Source organism: Paenibacillus sp. FSL R5-0810, from assembly GCF_038002285.1.
Taxonomy (GTDB): Bacteria; Bacillota; Bacilli; order Paenibacillales; family Paenibacillaceae; genus Paenibacillus_AQ; species Paenibacillus_AQ lactis.
In genome coordinates, this window is record NZ_JBBOCF010000001.1 from 6315338 (window position 1) to 6333444 (window position 18107).

Here is an 18107-nt window from a genome sequence, read left to right on the forward strand (position 1 = left end):
ATGATCGAGCTGATGATAGACCGGAAGAACGGAAGCGTGTGGGATCTCGGGCAGGTCGTCACCGACATCACGTGGAAGACAAGCCGTCAGGCGAAGCCGGCCAGTCTGGATATTCGCTTCGTGAACGACGGTTTGGCGCAGAGCCGGCAATTCCAGATTGAGAACGGCGACATCGTCCGGTTCCGCAAGGATGATAAGGACTTGTTTTACGGTTATGTTTTCTCCAAAGAGTGGGGCATGGATGCCGAGGTGAAGCTCATGGCTTACGACCAGCTGCGCTACCTGTCCAGCAACGACACCTACCGGTTTACGAACGCCAAGGTGGAGGACATTATCCGCAAGATCGCCAAGGACTTCAATCTGAAGACAGGGACGCTGGCCGATACGGGACATGTCATTCCGGCGATGCTGGAGGCCGACAAGAAGCTGATCGATATTATCTGCAAAGCGCTGGATGCGACGCTGATGGCCACCAAGCAGTACTATATGTTTTACGACGAGTTCGGAAAGCTGACGCTCAAGAACATCAAGGACATGCTGCTGATGCTGGCCGTTGGGGAAGACAGCCTGATGACGGATTTTTCCTATAAAAAGAGCATCGACAACGAAACGTACAATCGAATTAAGGTGGTTCGCGATAACAAGCAGACCGGGAAGCGGGACGTCTACCTCTATCAGCACGGAGAGAACATCGCCCAGTGGGGCCTTCTCCAGCTGTACGAGGTTGCCGATGAGAACATGAATCCGGCGCAGCTGAAGCAGCTTGCCCAAAATTTACTGGAGCTGAAGAACAGGGAGCAGCAGACGCTCTCCATCGAGGCGATCGGCGATCTGCGCGTCCGGGCAGGGAACACGATTTACGTCAATCTCCCCGGCGAAGGCTTGAAGCCTTATCTCATCGATGAGTGCTCGCACAAGTTCTCGGACGGAACGCATACGATGTCGCTGAATATGAAGGTGGTGTAAGTCATGATGCTGGAAATTATCAAAAAAGCGAGCCTGAGCGCCGTGGGAAGCACGAATCCCGTAGCGGTGCTGTATGGCACGGTAACATCGGTGAATCCTCTGGAGGTGAACGTGGATCAGCGTTTCAGCCTGACGGAGGATTTTTTAGTGATCGGAGAGTCCATGACGGAGTACAAACTGAATATTGACGGTCAGGAAGTATTGATCCGCAAAGGGCTTGAGATCGGGGATACGGTGCTGCTGCTCCGTTACCAGGGCGGACAGACGTATCTTGTGCTGGATCGGCTGGTGAAGCCGTCATGATTCCGCAGGGAGGCACGATTCAACCGGATACCGAAGTGGTGGAGAGTCTGGACCAGCCGAGCTTGACCTACCGATTGAACCTGGAAGAGGGGACGTTGTCCGGTCAAATTGATGGACTGGAGGCGATCAAGCAGGCCGTTGCCAAGGTGCTCCAAACCCGCCGCTTCGAGCACCTGATTTACAGCAGCGACTACGGCCATGAGCTGTATGATGTCATCGGTCGTGACCCGCTGTGGGCGTATGCCGAGATCGAGCGGCATATCAAGGAGGCGCTGCTTCAGGACGACCGGATTCTGTCGGTCGACGACATGAATATTTCATTTGCCGGGGAGACGGCAATGGCGGAATTTACGGTCCGAACCGTATATGGGCCGTTTGCCATGACGAAGGAGGTGAGGGAGGATGTATGAGGATCAGACCTATGAAGCGATCCTGGAACGGATGCTGGGCCGGGTGCCGGATGGACTGGACAAAAGAGAGGGAAGCATTATCTTCGATGCGCTTGCCCCAGCCGCCGCGGAGCTTGCGCAAGCTTACATTGAGCTGAGCTCCTCCATGAACTTCAAGTTTGCTGCCACGGCTTCTGGCGAGTTTTTGGACCGGAGCATCGCCTGGTCGGGACTGACGCGTAAGCAGGCTACGAAAGCGCGTCTGCGCGGACGTTTTACGGGAGAACAAAATCGACCGGCAGAGGTTCCGATAGGGAGCCGTTTTTCGCTGGATGCGTTAAACTACACGGTCATCGGCCGGCTGGATGCGGGTGAATATGTGCTGGAATGCGAGACGGTCGGCAAAGAGGGTAACCGGCGGTTTGGCACGCTGCTGCCGCTCGAGTATATCGAAGGCTTGGTGAAGGCGGAGCTGCTGGCATTGCTGGCACCCGGGGAAGATACCGAGTCCGATGAGGCGTTGTATGATCGTTACCGGGAAAAAATCTCCCGACCCGTCACCAGCGCGAATCGAAATCAATATGAGCTGTGGGCGCGGGAGCAGGCCGGCGTTGGCAAAGCCAAAGCCTTTCCGCTATGGAACGGGCCGGGAACGGTCAAAGTTGTCCTGCTGGACAATGAGATGAGATCGCCCGCGCCATCTATTGTAGAAGCTGTACAGCAGTACATCGATCCCACGATGGACGGGATGGGCGAGGGAGCTGCTCCCGTCGGATCGGTTGTGACGGTGACCGGGGCGGTTGAAGTTCCTGTCAACATTGAGGTGCAGGTGACCCTCCTGGATGGTGCGGGCTTGGACGGCGTCCAGCAAGCAATTGAGCAAGGCGTTCGCCAATATTTGAAGGATCTTGCCATGACAGACCCGTTGGTCCGGTATAACCGGATTGCCAACGTCATCCTGGATATTCCCGAAGTGATCGACTACGAGGTGCTGACCGTCAATGGAGGGACCGAGAGCGTCTTGATTGAACCGGAAGCGGTCGCCGTACTGGGGACGGTGACAGTGCGATGAGCAAGGCAGAGGTCTGGATGGGATATCTCCCGTCCTTTTATCACGGCATCCGGGAAATGAAAGCCATCGCCAATGCGGAAGGAGCTGAGCTGGACAAGCTGGATGAGCGTCTGGTGGATCTGATCGATCAGTACTATCCGGAGACCGCGACCTGGGCGCTGTCCCGGTATGAGCAGGACCTGAGCATCCCGGTGAACCCGTCCAAGCCGCTCGAGCAGCGGCGCTCGGTCGTCATTTCGAAGATGCGGGGAAGCGGCAAGGTGTCCGCTAGCATGCTCAAAAATGTCGCCCAAGCCTACGAGCGGGGCAGCATCGAGGTTTCTGTCCAGCCGGCCGAGTACAAGGTGACGATTCATTTCAGGGATACCCTCGGCATTCCGCCGAATTTGAGTGATCTTCAATCGGCGATTGAAGCGATCAAGCCGGCGCACATGGCCGTCGACTATGCGCTGCGTTACCTTACGATCGCCGAGGTGGAGGGCATGACGGTGGAGCAGTTATCGGCTACGACGCAAGACAGATTGTTGGGAGGAGGAGCATAAATGACGAATCCGGTAACACCGAATATCGGGTTGAACAAAATCGATCGGACGTCGCCGGCAACGACGTATTTCGATCTGGAGAAATATATCGACCAGAACGCGGACACGGTCGACCGCTTTGCCGGCGAAGCGAGCCAGGCCATCGACGCGCTGCAGCAGCGCCTGGATACCGAGGCGCGCCGGGAGGTCGTCCTGCAGCCGGGGCTGCAGATCGTGAACGCGGAGCGCAGCGCACCCTTTTCGCTGAGCGGGATTAAAGGGCGGACGTTGGTGAATTTGTTGGGGCGGGATGGGAATTTTGAAACGATTATCTCAACAGTATTAAACTCAAATACTGTTTCAGCACTTGACAATACATCATGGAATTCTGGCTCTAACTCGATTAATGTAACTGCAATTGGAACGGGAACGGTTGAGCATTACGCTGATATGATGGCTGGATATAAAGCAAAGCAGGGCCGTTATTATATATTTCTAGGAATGGTAAAGGTTAATAAAGGAGCTGCTCAGATTAAGATATACAGTAATCTACCGCAAACCTCCTCTGACTTTTTTATGTCCGAATCAAATATTGTGAGTCAGATTGGGGGGGCTTATTCCTTAGTTAGAACTACCTTCCGTCCTAAAGTTGATTGTGATGTTGTTCCGCGTTTATATCTTTTGAAAGACTCAAGAACTCCTCTATATGAACAAAATGGAGAATCCTCCAATTTTGATAGTTTACGGATTTTTGAAGTGTCTAAAGAGGAATTTGATTCATTTGGAAGCTTAACAAACGAGGATATGGCCGCCAAATACCCCTATGTGGACGGCGTACAGCCCGTTTGTAATCCTTATGCAATCCGGTACGGGGAGAATTTGTTACCGCCGTTTTATGAATGGGGTTACATTTCTGTAAGTGGTGGGAAAATTCAAAGTCCATATTCATTAATAATCGACTCAAACGCAGGGGCAACTCTTAATGCTTGGGTTAAGCTAACCGTTCTAAAAAATACAGAGTACACTTTGAGTGCCGAACATAATGGTAAAATAGCAGTATATGATACTACTCAATTGAACGAGATTGTTCCGTACACTACCGAGAAAGCAGTAGTTTTTAATACGGGGAACAACGAAATTATAAGTATATTCTTTTCGGTGATATCCTCAGGAACAGGAATAGCTACAATTAATAACCCAATGCTGAATATCGGTACTAAAGCCTTACCATTCAAACCATGCGAAGACTCAATGCTAGCTTTTCAGACGGAGTTGTATGCGAACCCTTCGGACGGGAGCGACCAGGACGTACTGTTTGAGCGAGAGGGGCAATATTTTAAGCTGGCGAAGTGGAAAAAGATTGTTTTAGATGGATCTTTTCCTTGGCAAAGGGGCAGTCAAAAAGCAGCAGGATATCAAAGTGTGTTCTTTGAATCTGATGATCTTAACTATTTAACGGGAATTGGAGCTGCCACAAAGTTTAATGGGAAAGTTCTGTCTGTAAAAGAAGGACACCCAAATACTGCGGTAGACGAGGTAGGACTATATCCTCAATTCGGTAAACGTATAATTTATCTAAAAATAGCAAACACCGATAGCGGGTGGGGCGACAACTACACGCCGACGCCTGACGAGATTAAGGCGTATTTTATGGGGTGGAAAATGTATGACGGTTTAAGTGGTTCTAATCCTTATACATCGGGTACAAAGGCATGGTGTTATAGACTTCCCGGACAGGGTGACGGTTACGCTGGGGGGACTAACACATTTCCATCATCTCCAGCACCAAACTGGACGCCATACCAACTCGTATACCAACTCGCAACGCCAACGGTCGAGCCGATTGTATCCGAAGGCATGCTGACGTTTAATGTAGGTGATAATCAGATCGAGGTTGGAACGGGAATTGTGCTGCGGGAGAGTACTACCCCTGTTAATGCTGGTGACGGTACATTTTGGATAAATGGTAGAACTTCCCCCAGCTTTCCATTATCAAAAAAACCAAGTAAAATGCTGTACGTTTATAAAAACAACCTACCGGATAATGCGTGGATGTTTCGTCCTGTCGATCAAGGATACGAGAGCATACATGGTCTTGTTCAGGCAAGATTAGGAGTTGGCCATTTTGATATATCCGCAGTCTACTCCGTCACATACCTAATGTTAAATAAGTCGCCAATGGTTCCAGTTACCGGATCATACGCAGCCAACGAAAAGATCATTTATCAGGAGCTAACTGATGCCGTGCACCAAAATGCGTCCGTTGTATCTGTGATGATGCAGCAGAAGGCTGAAAAGGACGCGCCGGTGGTCAAAATCATGCCTACACTCCTAAACGGGTGGGTCAATTACGCGGGCGGATACCAGCTAGTCCAATACTATAAAGACACATCGGGAGTCGTTCATCTGACTGGACTTGTCAAAAGCGGTCCCGTGACATCTAATATTTTCAAACTGGCAAGGGGATTCCGGCCAAAAGCTCCGTTGATATTTAATATACATGGAAATCCAGATACAGCTCGTCGCGTAGATATACTCACTGATGGCTTCGTCTACTTTCACTATGCCGGGGCATGGGATACATCAACAGGGTGGATTAGCTTAGACGGTATCTCATTCCTAGCAGAACAATAAAGGAGGTATCCCATGAAAGCCGTACCGAAAGTAAATATTGACGGCCTCTATTTAGAGGACGAACTCGTGGACGATACCTTTAGCGGTGTCGTCCCTTTTTATTCCCCGGTTCTATCCATTACCCCTGGATCGGAGCAGCCAGATACATTTTCCATTGCCTCTAATCCTATCACCGGAAATGAACCCGTCGAACGGGAACCGGCAGGCTACATCGTCGGCATCCCAGTTCCACCTGGCCTATTCAACCCGCGCTTCGATCTCACGGCGTGGCGGCAATACCAGGACTCGATTCAAGCCGCTGAAGCCGCTTATCAAGAGGCGATGAGCGCATGGAACTCCACTCCAGAGGAGGAGCGGGGGGACCGGCCGGTCTTGAACATTCCACCGATGCCCGCTCTATGGATCGAGGGGCTAACACCCGAGGAAATCGAGCGAATCACTGCACCCCAGCCGCTTGCCCCTAGCGAGATTGACCGGCTTGGCACAGAGCTGGTAGCCCGAGAGTTGGAGATGCTGGAGATTCGCAGACAAAACGAAACACTCGGCGCGCAAGTCGTAGGGCTGGAGCTACGACTGCTGTCACTTGAAGGCAGTCCATCCGAAGGAGGGGAAACGTATGTTTGAGAACGATTTTGAACGCTTGAAATATTACTACGAAAAAAGGTGGGCGCAAAAGCCCCAGCTTCGACAGTACGTAGCGTTTGGCGTCATTACGCCAGAGGAATACGAAGCAATTACAGGCGAGGCTTTCTGAACTCCCAAGAGCAATCAGAATCCAAACCTTCAACGGAGTAGGCGGAATGCTGCTGAAGAAGCGAAGCGTTCGCCTTTGTCCCCGGATTTTAACCTTGCGTAAAAGTCTTCAAAAAAATCCGGGGACAACAGCGATCGGAAGCAGGATCCGCATGCGCAGTGCTGATACACCAACAAAGATGAGGCAGAATCCGCAAACACAGTGCAGATACGCCAACAAAGATGAGGCAGATCCGCATGCGCAACGCTGATACGCCAACAAAGGTGAAGCAGGATCCGCAAGCGCAGTGCAGATCACGCCAACACAAGCTTCAAGCCCTCGGCCCGCCGAGGGCTTTTTCATCCCTTCAACATAAAAAGGAGGAACGATTATGTATGAGCACATCGGTCAACTGTTTAAGATGCTGGTGGCTGGGACGGGTGCCGTAACCGGATATGTCTGGGGCGGCTGGTCGCTGCCGCTGCATTTGCTGCTGTGGTTCGTGGTGATCGACTGGCTGACCGGCTGGGGGGCGGCCTGGATGAATGGCGAGCTGCGGAGCCGAAAGGGCTACGCCGGCATCGCCCGGAAAATCACGATATTTCTCATCATCGCGTTAATGCACCTGGTTGACCGGGTGCTCGGCGAGATGAACTATTTTCAAAACACGGTCATCTTCTTCTACCTGGCCAATGAGCTGCTGTCCATTCTTGAGAATGTTGGGCGGATGGGCGTACCGATTCCGCAATCGCTGCGTAATGTGGTACAGGTCTTCCAGATCAAATCGGAGGAGGGTGAGAAGAAAACCGCCGTGAAAGGAGACAAGAAGGATGAAGCCTCATGAGTTTATCGCCAAGCTGGCTCCAATTGCGACCGAGGACATGAGAAAATACGGCGTTCCCGCTTCGTTGACGCTGGCGCAAGCGATTTTGGAGTCAAACTGGGGGACGAGCGGGTTGACGCAAAAGGCCAATAATCTGTTCGGCATCAAAGGAACGGGTCCGGCTGGCAGCGTGACAATGCCGACAACGGAGTACCGGGGGAACACGCCATATACCGTCCAGGCCCAATTCCGCAAGTACAACGGCTGGCACGAATCGGTGGACGACCATACGAGACTGATTTTGAACGGAACGAGAGACAAGCCGAAGCGCTATCACGGGGTTTTATGGGCGGACTACAAGACGGCGGCCACGGAGATCTGGAAAGGCGGCTATGCGACAGATCCCAAGTATCCGCAGAAGCTGATCTCGATCATGGAGCAATATTCGCTCCACCGTTATGATCTGCCTAGTCCCGAGGAGGAGGAACGCATGAAAATCGAACAGTTAACGGCCGAGCTGCAGAAAACCCAAGGAGAACTGCGGCAGCTGGCTAACCAATACGCTTCGGCTTTGAACACGCTGAGCGAGCAGGGGAACACAATCAAGCAGTTGCACGCGAGGCTGAAGAAGCTGGAAACCCAGCAGCCTGATCAGGTTCCGGCGTGGGCAGAGGATGCGGTGAAAGCGGCCAAGAAGGCGGAAGCGCTGAACGATCCTGACGGCAGCTACGATTTTTACCGGATGCTTACCATCCTGCACCGCATGGGGATATTTAGCGATCCGAAGAAGTGATCCCATCCCTGATGAGGATCGAGCTTGAGCGGCTTAAGAAGCGATATGAGGATGCTGTAATGCCATTGTGGATAGCTGCCCCTCCTGTCATGACGATGGGGGAGGCGGCTATTAAATCTTTTGAGGAGAGTTGGTTTTAGACGTCGTAGCATTCAATTGCAAGGAAGCACTCGAGACACAAGCGAAATCTTCCCTAATAAATTCGATACCCTGCCTGCCAATATACATACGTTCCTCTCTACCCATCCGTTATCCTACAACCTTCCCCCTAATGACCGTAATCCTTTCAATATATTGAACATTTCCTTGGGTTCGGTTCCATTGGCTCCATACTCCATACTCCATTCCTTACTCATTAAAAGAGTCCGTTTCGCTCCTTCAAGTTCAAAAAGACAAATAACCCTCCTTTATGTAAGTTTATCTAACCTTCCTGAACGGGATATTTAGTTATTTTTGTAAATTTGGTCGCTCCCAGGAGATAGTATTTTTCTTTCCGATGCCTGATGGCATATAATCGGAAGTACATATCGCGTTAGAACGACTACAAATAGATAAACAGGAGTGAGGAAACATGACGCTGAAGGAGCTTAGAGAGCATCGCCAATATCCGGAGCAGACGAAGTCCGATGCCTCCCGCGCGGTGTATGAACGGGACTACTCCCGTTTGATCCATTCGCCGACGTTCCGACGGCTTCAAGGGAAATCGCAAGTGTTCGGTGCAGGGACCGGCGATTACTACCGGACACGGCTGACGCATTCGTTGGAAGTGGCGCAGATTGCCAGGGAGGCCGCAAGGAGCCTTGCCCGCAGCTACCCTGAAGTGCTGCCGGAAGCGGCAGAGAATGCAGGGCTGATGATTGACCCCGAGGTGGTGGAATGCGCGGCGATCGCCCATGATTTTGGACACCCGCCCTTCGGGCATAAAGGAGAGGAAGTGCTCCAGGGCATATTGGAAAAGCTGATTGATCGGAAGACCGAGGTGGCGCTGACGCGCCAGCCGGGAATCCCGTCGCCGGAGCAGGCGGCACAGGTGCAGCAGGCGATGCGGCGGAAATATGAGCATTTTGAAGGCAATGCGCATAATTTCCGGCTGATCATGTTCCTGGAAAAAAGGGAAAACGTAAACGGGCTCAACCTGTCCGACGCGGTGCTGCTGGGGATTAACAAGTATCCTTTCTCCGGCTTGGAGAATCCGAAGGGGATGTATCGGCACGAATGGGAGTATATCTCGCACATCCGGAAGGAGTGGGGCATTCCCGGCACCCAGCGTACGCTGGAGGCGCAGCTGATGGATTTATGCGATGACATCGCCTATTCCGCCCATGATCTGGAGGATGGGATTAAGGCCGGCAAGATAGAGGTGCATGAGCATTTTCTTCGGGATAGCCATTTGAACAAGCTGATCGTGCAGAAAATCATGACCTTGGAAGACGAGGTGTGGAAGGGCTGGACCAAGGAGCGAATCCATCCGAAGGTGGAGTCGGTGCTGGACGAGTTCCTGCGCGTCTGGAACGAGAAAATGCCGACCTGCGAGAATGATTACTCCCGCACCCGGCGCGAGGTGAAGGCTTATTGGGTCAGCCTCTTCGTCGGCAGTCTCGGTGTCATCCCGAACGGGAACTGGAAGAAGGTCACCTTCGTCAAGGACGGGGCCGAGGACGAGGACATGCTGCGGACGGTTAGTGTGCTGAAGAGCTTTGCCTGGGTGACGATGATTCGCGATCTTCGGGTGCAGCGGCTGCAAAAGCGCAGCGAGTGGATCATCAAGCGGCTGTGGGACGCCTTTCTGGATCCTGTAGCTTCGCAAGCCATTATTCCGTCCGACTGGCTCCAGCGCTATGAGGCCGACCAGAAGCGGGAGAATCCTATCTGGACGTGGGAGCATATGGTCATCGATTATATTGCGGGCATGACCGATGCCTTTGCGGAAAAAATATACAATGAGCTGTACGGGCTGAAGGTGGGATCCATCTACGACCTGGATTAAAATCGGATCGTGTGGCAACCCGGATTAATGAAGGGAAAGCGACGTGCTAAGCCCTTGGAGGTGGACTTATTGAATCAATCATTAAAGCTTAGCGTGCTCGATCTCGTTCCGCGCCTTGGAGAAAGCACGTTTGAAGAGGCTTTGCAGCAGGCTGTGGAATTGGCCCGCCACGCTGAAGCGTGGGGGTATAACCGGTATTGGGCGGCGGAGCACCACGATCTGGAGCATTTGTCCTGTGCTTCTCCCGAAATCTTGCTGTCCCATATCGGGGCGCGGACCGAGCGCATCCGGCTTGGCTCCGGCGCCGTTCTGCTGCCGCATTACAGCCCGCTCAAAGTTGCGGAAAACTTCCGCATGCTGGCAGCATTATATCCCGGCCGCATTGATCTTGGCGTCGGCCGGGCTCCCGGCGGCTCGGCCCATACGAGCATGGCGCTAAGCGGCAACTTCCTCGGCCATGTCGCCGATCTGCCGAACCGGATCCGGGCGCTGACCGAGCTGCTGGAGGACCGTTACCGGTACGAGGACGTGCCGGTTGCAGCCAAGCCGGTGCCGGGGATTGCCCCTGCGCTTTGGATGCTGGGGACCAATACGAAGAGTGCCGGCTATGCGGCCGAGTTCGGGACGGGCTACGTCTTCGGGCAGTTCATGAGCGATACGGACGGTGCCGAGGTGCTTCGATCCTATCGGGAAGCATTCAGGCCTTCGGCTCACCTGAAGAAGCTGCAAACGATCGTGGCCGTGAGCGTCATTTGCGCGGAAACAGAGGAGCTGGCCCGTGAAATGGCTATGACTGCCGCGCGTCTCGGGCAGCAGCGCAGCGGGCAGCTGGAGCGAGAGAGCGTTGCTCGGCTTGGTCAAGACGGGCGTGACGGGCAGAACGAATTCGGAATGCTCGAAATAGCGGTAACTGGGAACGCAACAGCGCACAGTAGCGACAGCGGGGCAGCAGATGATGCTGGCCCGAAATCGAGGACAGCAGTTGATGGCCGGGTTGATCCGGTATCCCACCGGGCCATGGAAGACCATTCGGGTGCCGGAGGATCCTTCCCTCGGATTCTAACGGGTACCGCTGAAAGCGTAAAATCGGTGCTGAAGGAAATGGCCGAGAAGTATGCGTGCGAGGAATTTCTCATCGTCACCCCGGTGGCCGATTATGCCGCGCGGCTGAAGTCGTACCGGCTCTTGATGGGGATGTAGGCATTACGGATTCTTGAATGCCGCTAAGCATTACCATGGGGGCTGATTTTCAAGAAACAAGCGGTTAAACATATATAATAGAAGAGATGATATTGTGATACGAAAAACGAGCAATCGAATGAATGAATCGGGGATATTCCCGGCGGTGGATAAGCCGACCTATATCTACATCTTCGCTTCCCATGAGACGGAGCAGGAGCTGTGCAGAATGGAGCTGCGGGCGTTGTTCGGACACGAGCCGGATGGCGCTGACTGGTTGGAAAGCGATACCTGGATTGACCCGGACCGAAGCCCGTTCCTGACGGCTTGCGTCGAGGTTATAGCGACAGACAGCTCCATCGAGCGGCTTGCGGAACGAGCAGCGGACATCCCTCTTAACGGTGGAACTTTTAAGGTAATCGCTCTGCAGGCAGGGAATCATCATTCCTACGAAGAACTCAGGGCTATGGAGCGGATTGTAGGTGGAAGCATGAAGGGCCGGGCTGACATGAAGACGCCCGAGCATCGGTTCGGCCTGTTGACTGTTCAAGGAAGCTGGAAGCTTGGGCTGCTCCATTTTCCGCCGCGTGTCTGGCACCAGCATAAGCAGAAGCCGCAAAATTACTCGACCGGCCTCACTTCACGGCTCGCGCGCGCTCTTGTCAATATAGCTGCGCCGGATCCACGTGCCAAGCTGCTTGACCCATGCTGCGGGATGGGCAATGTGCTGATCGAGGCGCTGTCGATGGGCATCCGCTGCGAGGGCTGTGACATCAATCCGCTTGCGGTGCGGGGAGCCAGAGTCAATCTGGCTCATTACGGGTACGATGACAGCATCATAGCCATACGGGACATGAACACGCTGCAAGGGCATTACGAGACCGCGGTTTTGGATCTTCCCTACAATGTGTGCTCGGTATTTCCGGAAGAGGAACAACGTCGTATGCTGAACAGCCTGCGCCGCCTGGCAGACCGGGCGGTAATCGTGAGCACCGAGCCGCTGGCAGAGCAGCTGGAGGAGGCTGGATGGCAGGTGCTCGGCAGCTGCACGACCCGCAAAGGAACCTTCGTCCGAAGCATCTGGCTATGTGAGTAGGCAAGCATCGACTAGGAGAGCCCCGGAGGGGCTTTACGCTTAGGCAAAGCAACCTTCGTCCGAAGCATCTGGCTGTGTGAGTAGTAAACATCGACCAGGAGAGCCCAGGAGAGTCTTTCAGTTTAGACAAGGCAACCTTCGTCCGAAGCTTTGGCTGTGTGAGTAGCCAGTCACCGAAGTGAAGGACCCTTACAGGCGTTGTGCTAAAGGGCAAGGGTCCTTGTCCTAAGCATTAGCTGTAGCCGCGTCATCGACCGGCAGAGCTGGATAAGCTTACGCTGCGGGACTAAGGCTGCTTGGAAGGGGAGCGGCGACACCGCTATTCCTCGGGAACGTAGCGGTATTTATCCAAATCGATCATGCCGCGATGGTTCACGCTGACCCCTTCTCCTTGAAGGTACAGTTCCTGCATCATCCTGGACTCGTCATTCTGGATTGCAATTTCTCCCTTGGCATTGACGACCCGGTGCCACGGCAGCTTATGGATGCGGCTGAGGGAGTGAAGGATGCGGACGACCTGCCGCGCGCCTCTCGGACTGCCAGCCAATTGTGCCACTTGCCCGTAGGTCATGACATGGCCTTCGGGAATGCTCTTGATGATTTCAATTACACGCTGCGTAAAGGGCTGCATGGGTGATCTAACTCCTTTTTTTAAAACATGATATCCAAAAATAAAAGGACGCTGCCCGGCGGAAATCCCGCCCTGAGCGTCCTTTCGCCTTGTTCTAAAGAGAGCTGCCTTTCCGGAAGTTTCACCAGGAAAGACTAATAGGATCTGCTGTAATCAATGACATTGCGGATCAGAGTCCCGTCCTTGACGTACGATTTCAGATTGTCCAGAAAAATCTCCACAGCGCGTTCCCCGTACCGGTCGGTGTCGCCCGCCATATGCGGCGTAATAATGACGTTGTCCATCGTCCACAGCGGATGCTCGGGCGGAAGCGGCTCCTCCTCGAACACATCGAGGCCGGCTCCGGCAAGCGCGCCGGATTGGAGGGCCTGGATCATATCGCTAGTAATCACCGTTGCGCCCCGTCCCACATTAACGAAGAACGCGGAGGTCTTCATTGCGGAGAAACGCTCGTGATTAAAAATATCCTTGGTTTGGGCCGTCAGCGGTAAAATATTGACGACGTAGTCGCCTTGGGACAATGCCTCATCGATTTGATCCACCGTATACATCACGTCCACATGCGGATCCGGCTTGCCGGAATTCCGAACGCCGATCGTCCGCATGCCGAAAGCCTGCGCAATGCGTGCGGTATGGCTGCCGATCTGGCCGACGCCGACGATCACGATCGTTTTTCCCGCGAGCTCGGTGAAGGTTCCGGACGTATCCCAGCGCTTGTTCGTTTGCTGGCGGACGGCGAGGTGGAGATTGCGGTTGAAGGCGAGAATCATCGCAAAGATATGCTCCGTAATCGGAACGCTATGTACTCCGCTGGCGTTCGACAGCAGGATTGCTCTTTCTTCGAATTTTTTCAGGGGCAATTTATCCACGCCTGCCGACCATGCCTGAATCCATTTCAGCTTGCTGTCTTGGGCTAGTGCTTCCTCCTCGATCGTACGCGACCAGCCGACCAGAATGTCGGCGTTACGGATCATTCCCGGAGCAAGATTCTTCGCTTTGGTGACGGTCAGCTCGTAACTGGGGGCGATTTCCTTGATTTTTTGCCGCTGCTGGGGTGTAATGTCATGTAAGGCAATGATTTTAGGCATGGTACTACCTCCTTGGAATGTAATGAGAGCCTGGGCATAAATTACATCTATTTCGTTCATCTTATCAGATATTGCGGTTTTCCGCATAGCCGCTGACAATCGAAAGGAAGTGAACAGGTTTGACACACACGGATTCGAATGCGATGGATCGTCTGTTTGTTGCCGTCCATTTGTCGCCGGATGCCTCTGCAAGTCTGGCTGCATGGGCGGACAAGCTGAAGCCGCAAGCGTCGTTCCGCAAATGGGTGCATCCGCAGGATTATCATATCACCGTTCAATTTCTGGGCGATACGCCGAGGGAGCGTATTCCCGAGCTGACGGCCGGGCTTGCGGCGGCAGCTGCAGAGCATAAGCCGTTTTCCTTAGGGGTACACGATGCTGGGGTTTTTGGCGCAAGCGCATCGCCGCGAATTTTATGGGCTGGAATCCGAGGCGATCTGAACGCCCTGGCGAAGCTTCAACGCTCCGTCGTATCGAGGATGGAATCGTACGGTTTCGTACCGGAGGATCGCCCTTATCGCCCGCACATTACAATTGCCCGCAAATTTCAAGGGGATGAAAAATTTTCAATGGACATTATTGGAAGCCTTCCTGTAAACATCCAGTGGGACGTTCATGAACTGGTTCTTTTCCGAACAAATTTACATGCGGCCCCGATGTACGAAATCGTTGGAGTGGCGCGGCTTTCAACAAATTTCTGAAATTAAAAATAAAATGTTCATAAAATTACCATGTTTTCAATGCCCAAAAATGTGGTTACATAGTGTAGGAATGTGCCGACATTATAGGAGGAAAAATATGGTTATTAAACTGCTACGGCAAAATCGCTGGGTTGCGCTGCTTCTTGGTGCGCTCTTGGTGAGTTTGTCTCTTATAAGCTTGCTTGGTATGCAAACAACAGAAGGGGAGCAGCTGGAAGCGAAGCCAGGGTTTGCGATGACAGCGTTGGCTGCGGAAGGCGTCCCCAATCCTGCTGGGAATAAAGCTAAGATCATAAGTAATGGGGAACCTGTCAACATTTTATCTTCAATTGTTTACCAACCATGGAATATGAAGGGCGAAGATATGCTCTCCTTTCCTAATATAGAGCGTGGCACCACCGCCACCGGGAACCCGAATTCACAGTCTAAAGCGAAGACGGCTAAAGCGCCGAAGGCCAAGACTGCCGAGGATACAACGGGGAACAAGAAGGGGACGCATGTCGCCAAGTCACAGGCCGAAAGCCTAAAACCCCCCACAACTTTATTCTTCACGAGAACAAAGACGTTGACCCAGGATCAGAAAGACCAAGCAACCTGGACCTACGATTTGTCAGCTGAAGAACTGCTTCTGCTCCAGAAGATTGTCATGGCGGAAGCGGAAGGCGAACCGTACGAAGGCAAAGTGGCAGTTGCCAATGTTGTCTTAAACCGGCTGCGGTCAGCCAATTTTCCCGATACCATTACTGAAGTCATCTATCAAAAGCATCAATTCAGTCCTGTTGCGAACGGGCGTCTTAAGCGTGTCAACCCGAACGAAGAGACGATCAAATCCGTCAATGCGGCGCTTCATGGCCATAAGGCGGTTCAGGATGACACGTATTTTTTTCTGTCTTTAAAGCTTGCTCAGGATTTGACCGTGCATCATTCCCGAACGTTTGTGAAAAAAATAGGAAACCACTCTTTTTACAAGTAGTCCCCGAACGGGTAAACTAGGTTGTAGGAGGTGTGTTTAACGATGAAAATAACGTACTACGGCCATTCTAGCATTCTAGTGGAAGCGGGCGGAAAGAGCGTCATCATTGACCCGTTCCTATCCGGAAATCCCGGCTCCGGCATCTCGCCCAGCGATGTAAAGGTGGATGCGGTGGTGCTCACCCATGGGCATTCCGACCACTTTGGCGACTGCATTGAAATTGCCAAGAACAACGATTGTCCCATCATTGCGGTCTATGAGCTTGCCGTATATTGCGGGAACCAGGGGGTCAAATCCCATGGTATGAACATCGGGGGAAGTGCGCAGTTTGACGGCTTCAAGGTGAAGTACACCCCTGCGTTTCACTCCTCATCCATCTCGGTGGGAGACACCTGGATTTATGCAGGTCAGCCAGGCGGCGTCATCCTTACGATGGGAGGCAAACAGTTCTATCATGCGGGCGATACGAGCCTATTCGGCGATATGAAGCTGATCGGCGAGATGAATAACATCGATGCAGCCGCGCTTCCGATCGGCGATTTGCTGACGATGGGACCGGAGGATGCTCTCCTCGCGGCGCAGTGGATTCGGACCAAGCACGTCATTCCGGTGCATTACGATACGTTCCCGGGCATTCGCCAGGATGCGCAGGCATTCTGCGAGGAGCTGGCCAAAACCGGCGTATCCGGGCATCCGCTGAAGGCGGGAGAAAGCCTGGAGATTTAGATTCATTGAAGAATAGATTCATAGCAGCAAAGATTCAATATCTTAGCTATCTATAACAAAAGCTTCCCCGTCTGAATAGCGACAGGGAAGCTTTTTTATTATGCGGTCGATCGGGAATGAATCTATTAGAATAAAGCAGTTGAACATCGTGAGAATAACGATCAACCCTAAGGCTGATCCGAGACTCGTGGAGCCTCGTCGCCTATCGCTGGCAGCTGCTCATCCGTCAACAGCTCCATGACCTCCGCGGCGCAATGCTTCGGCGCCAGATGCGAGGAACGCGACTGGGCGGTGGAGGTGCGATGTTCCTGCACCTGCTCATAGTGATTGGACAGCAGATCCAGCCATTTGTCGATCACGGATGCGGAATCCAATATTTCGGCATATCCCTTGCTGACAAAGAAATTGGAGTTCTCCTCCTCCTGTCCCGGAATCGGCTCATAGAACAGCATGGGGATGCCTTTTGCCACGCCTTCCGTACAGGTCATGCCGCCCGGCTTCGTAATCAGGAGGTCGGATACGTCCATCAGCTTATGTATATCGTCACGGTAGCCCCAAACGTGGATGTTGGGGTGCTGAAAGATCGGGTCCTCGCGCATGCTTGCTACCAGCTTCTCGTTCTGGCCCATACAGAAGACGAGTTGGATATCGTCCGCTCTCGCAGCCAGCTTGCTCAGAAGCTCCTTATTGAATACGAGTCCCCAGCCCCCTCCCATGATCAGCACGGTAGGCATGCTGTTGATGCCCAGCTCCGCCTCCAGCGCCTTCCTGTCGCCGCTCTCCCAGAATTTCGGATGCACGGGTATGCCGGTCACGCGGATGAACTCCGAAGGAACTCCCCGGTGCATCAGCATCTTTTTCACATGAGGGGTAGATACCAGATATTCATCCACCTCCGAATTGACCCAGGTGCCGTGGGCATCATAATCGGTAATCAGCGTATAAAGCGGAACAGAGAGCCCTTGGCGCTTCAAACGGGAGACGACCGCGTTCGGAAACGGATGGGTGCAGATGATCAAATTCGGCTTCAGCTGCTCGATCACGCGCTCGGCCTGTGCGTAGAAAATGCGATGCAGCGCCAGCCTCGTCAAACGGTTTAACGATTTCTTATATTGCGAACGGTACAGCATCCCGACAAGGCGCGGACGGGTGCTGACGGTTTTGCGGTAAGCGGACAGAATCAACGGGCCCACCGTCGGGTTCAGAAAATTACCCAGCTCGATGACGCGGCAGTGGATCCCGGGATTCATCCGCCGGATGCCTTCAGCCAGCGCATAAGCTGCTTGCGTATGCCCCGTACCGAATCCTTCGGAAAAAAGGAGCACTCTTGGATATCGCATGATTTCACCTACTTCTTTCTCCCTCTATCTTACAGAACAGGAATCATTTTTTGAAGAGCGCGTGGAAAAAAAGAGCATGCGTCCTATATATACGCGCCGATGGGGGAAAGCATTTCAATTATTTTGTCCATCCACCACGGGGATGCGTCCTT

General features: G+C 53.0%; 19 protein-coding genes. 16 read left to right on the forward strand and 3 right to left on the reverse strand.

The features are described 5' to 3' along the window. From MKX76_RS28285 to MKX76_RS28345, 13 genes are all read left to right on the forward strand, one after another. Positions 1 to 966: an XkdQ/YqbQ family protein gene (locus MKX76_RS28285; protein ID WP_341034955.1), complete on the forward strand. Its 966-nt coding sequence runs from the start codon at positions 1 to 3 to the stop codon at positions 964 to 966. Between the two features lie 6 nt (positions 967 to 972). Then, a complete protein-coding gene (locus MKX76_RS28290; RefSeq protein ID WP_341035083.1) occupies positions 973 to 1269 on the forward strand; it encodes a DUF2577 domain-containing protein in 297 nt (98 codons plus the stop codon). Further along, complete coding sequence (locus MKX76_RS28295) at positions 1266 to 1679, forward strand: DUF2634 domain-containing protein (protein ID WP_251535630.1); 414 nt, start codon at positions 1266 to 1268, stop codon at positions 1677 to 1679. The genes MKX76_RS28290 and MKX76_RS28295 overlap by 4 nt, the downstream gene beginning before the upstream one ends. After that, the gene (locus MKX76_RS28300) at positions 1672 to 2730 is read left to right on the forward strand and encodes a baseplate J/gp47 family protein (protein ID WP_341034956.1); all 1059 of its coding nucleotides are present in this window, start codon (positions 1672 to 1674) and stop codon (positions 2728 to 2730) included. The genes MKX76_RS28295 and MKX76_RS28300 overlap by 8 nt, the downstream gene beginning before the upstream one ends. Beyond that, on the forward strand, positions 2727 to 3272 hold the full coding sequence (locus MKX76_RS28305; protein ID WP_341034957.1) for a YmfQ family protein: 546 nt from the start codon (positions 2727 to 2729) through the stop codon (positions 3270 to 3272). The genes MKX76_RS28300 and MKX76_RS28305 overlap by 4 nt, the downstream gene beginning before the upstream one ends. Continuing rightward, positions 3273 to 5885 (forward strand): hypothetical protein, encoded by a 2613-nt coding sequence (locus MKX76_RS28310; RefSeq protein WP_341034958.1) that lies wholly within the window; start codon positions 3273 to 3275, stop codon positions 5883 to 5885. Between the two features lie 12 nt (positions 5886 to 5897). Further along, complete coding sequence (locus MKX76_RS28315; protein ID WP_341034959.1) at positions 5898 to 6509, forward strand: hypothetical protein; 612 nt, start codon at positions 5898 to 5900, stop codon at positions 6507 to 6509. Continuing rightward, positions 6502 to 6639: an XkdX family protein gene (locus MKX76_RS28320; RefSeq protein WP_077568029.1), complete on the forward strand. Its 138-nt coding sequence runs from the start codon at positions 6502 to 6504 to the stop codon at positions 6637 to 6639. The genes MKX76_RS28315 and MKX76_RS28320 overlap by 8 nt, the downstream gene beginning before the upstream one ends. 370 nt (positions 6640 to 7009) lie before the next feature. Beyond that, complete coding sequence (locus MKX76_RS28325) at positions 7010 to 7462, forward strand: phage holin family protein (protein WP_007132069.1); 453 nt, start codon at positions 7010 to 7012, stop codon at positions 7460 to 7462. Then, the gene (locus MKX76_RS28330; RefSeq protein WP_007132070.1) at positions 7449 to 8234 is read left to right on the forward strand and encodes a glycoside hydrolase family 73 protein; all 786 of its coding nucleotides are present in this window, start codon (positions 7449 to 7451) and stop codon (positions 8232 to 8234) included. The genes MKX76_RS28325 and MKX76_RS28330 overlap by 14 nt, the downstream gene beginning before the upstream one ends. 571 nt (positions 8235 to 8805) lie before the next feature. Further along, complete coding sequence (locus MKX76_RS28335) at positions 8806 to 10221, forward strand: deoxyguanosinetriphosphate triphosphohydrolase family protein (protein ID WP_251535617.1); 1416 nt, start codon at positions 8806 to 8808, stop codon at positions 10219 to 10221. Between the two features lie 69 nt (positions 10222 to 10290). Next, on the forward strand, positions 10291 to 11421 hold the full coding sequence (locus tag MKX76_RS28340) for an MsnO8 family LLM class oxidoreductase (RefSeq protein ID WP_251535614.1): 1131 nt from the start codon (positions 10291 to 10293) through the stop codon (positions 11419 to 11421). A gap of 118 nt (positions 11422 to 11539) precedes the next feature. After that, complete coding sequence (locus MKX76_RS28345) at positions 11540 to 12496, forward strand: TRM11 family SAM-dependent methyltransferase (RefSeq protein ID WP_251535687.1); 957 nt, start codon at positions 11540 to 11542, stop codon at positions 12494 to 12496. A 319-nt stretch (positions 12497 to 12815) separates the two neighbouring features. Here MKX76_RS28345 and MKX76_RS28350 read toward each other — a convergent pair whose 3' ends face one another. Together MKX76_RS28350 and MKX76_RS28355 are read right to left on the reverse strand one after the other, a co-directional pair. Continuing rightward, positions 12816 to 13127, reverse strand: coding sequence for an MGMT family protein (locus MKX76_RS28350; RefSeq protein WP_251535612.1), 312 nt, complete (start codon positions 13125 to 13127; stop codon positions 12816 to 12818). A gap of 134 nt (positions 13128 to 13261) precedes the next feature. Continuing rightward, on the reverse strand, positions 13262 to 14215 hold the full coding sequence (locus MKX76_RS28355; protein ID WP_341034960.1) for a D-2-hydroxyacid dehydrogenase: 954 nt from the start codon (positions 14213 to 14215) through the stop codon (positions 13262 to 13264). Between the two features lie 119 nt (positions 14216 to 14334). Here MKX76_RS28355 and thpR point away from each other — a divergent pair, with 119 nt between their 5' ends. From thpR to MKX76_RS28370, 3 genes are all read left to right on the forward strand, one after another. Further along, entirely contained in the window at positions 14335 to 14916 is a 582-nt protein-coding gene (thpR, locus tag MKX76_RS28360; protein ID WP_210094513.1) for an RNA 2',3'-cyclic phosphodiesterase, read from the forward strand. 97 nt (positions 14917 to 15013) lie between these two features. Next, positions 15014 to 15889, forward strand: coding sequence for a cell wall hydrolase (locus tag MKX76_RS28365; RefSeq protein ID WP_007132077.1), 876 nt, complete (start codon positions 15014 to 15016; stop codon positions 15887 to 15889). Positions 15890 to 15931: 42 nt separating this feature from the next. Further along, positions 15932 to 16615 (forward strand): metal-dependent hydrolase, encoded by a 684-nt coding sequence (locus tag MKX76_RS28370; RefSeq protein ID WP_210094512.1) that lies wholly within the window; start codon positions 15932 to 15934, stop codon positions 16613 to 16615. A 167-nt stretch (positions 16616 to 16782) separates the two neighbouring features. On the opposite strand, the gene MKX76_RS28375 is transcribed toward MKX76_RS28370, so the two are convergent. Then, positions 16783 to 17955 (reverse strand): MGDG synthase family glycosyltransferase, encoded by a 1173-nt coding sequence (locus tag MKX76_RS28375; protein ID WP_210094511.1) that lies wholly within the window; start codon positions 17953 to 17955, stop codon positions 16783 to 16785. Positions 17956 to 18107: the final 152 nt, after the last annotated feature.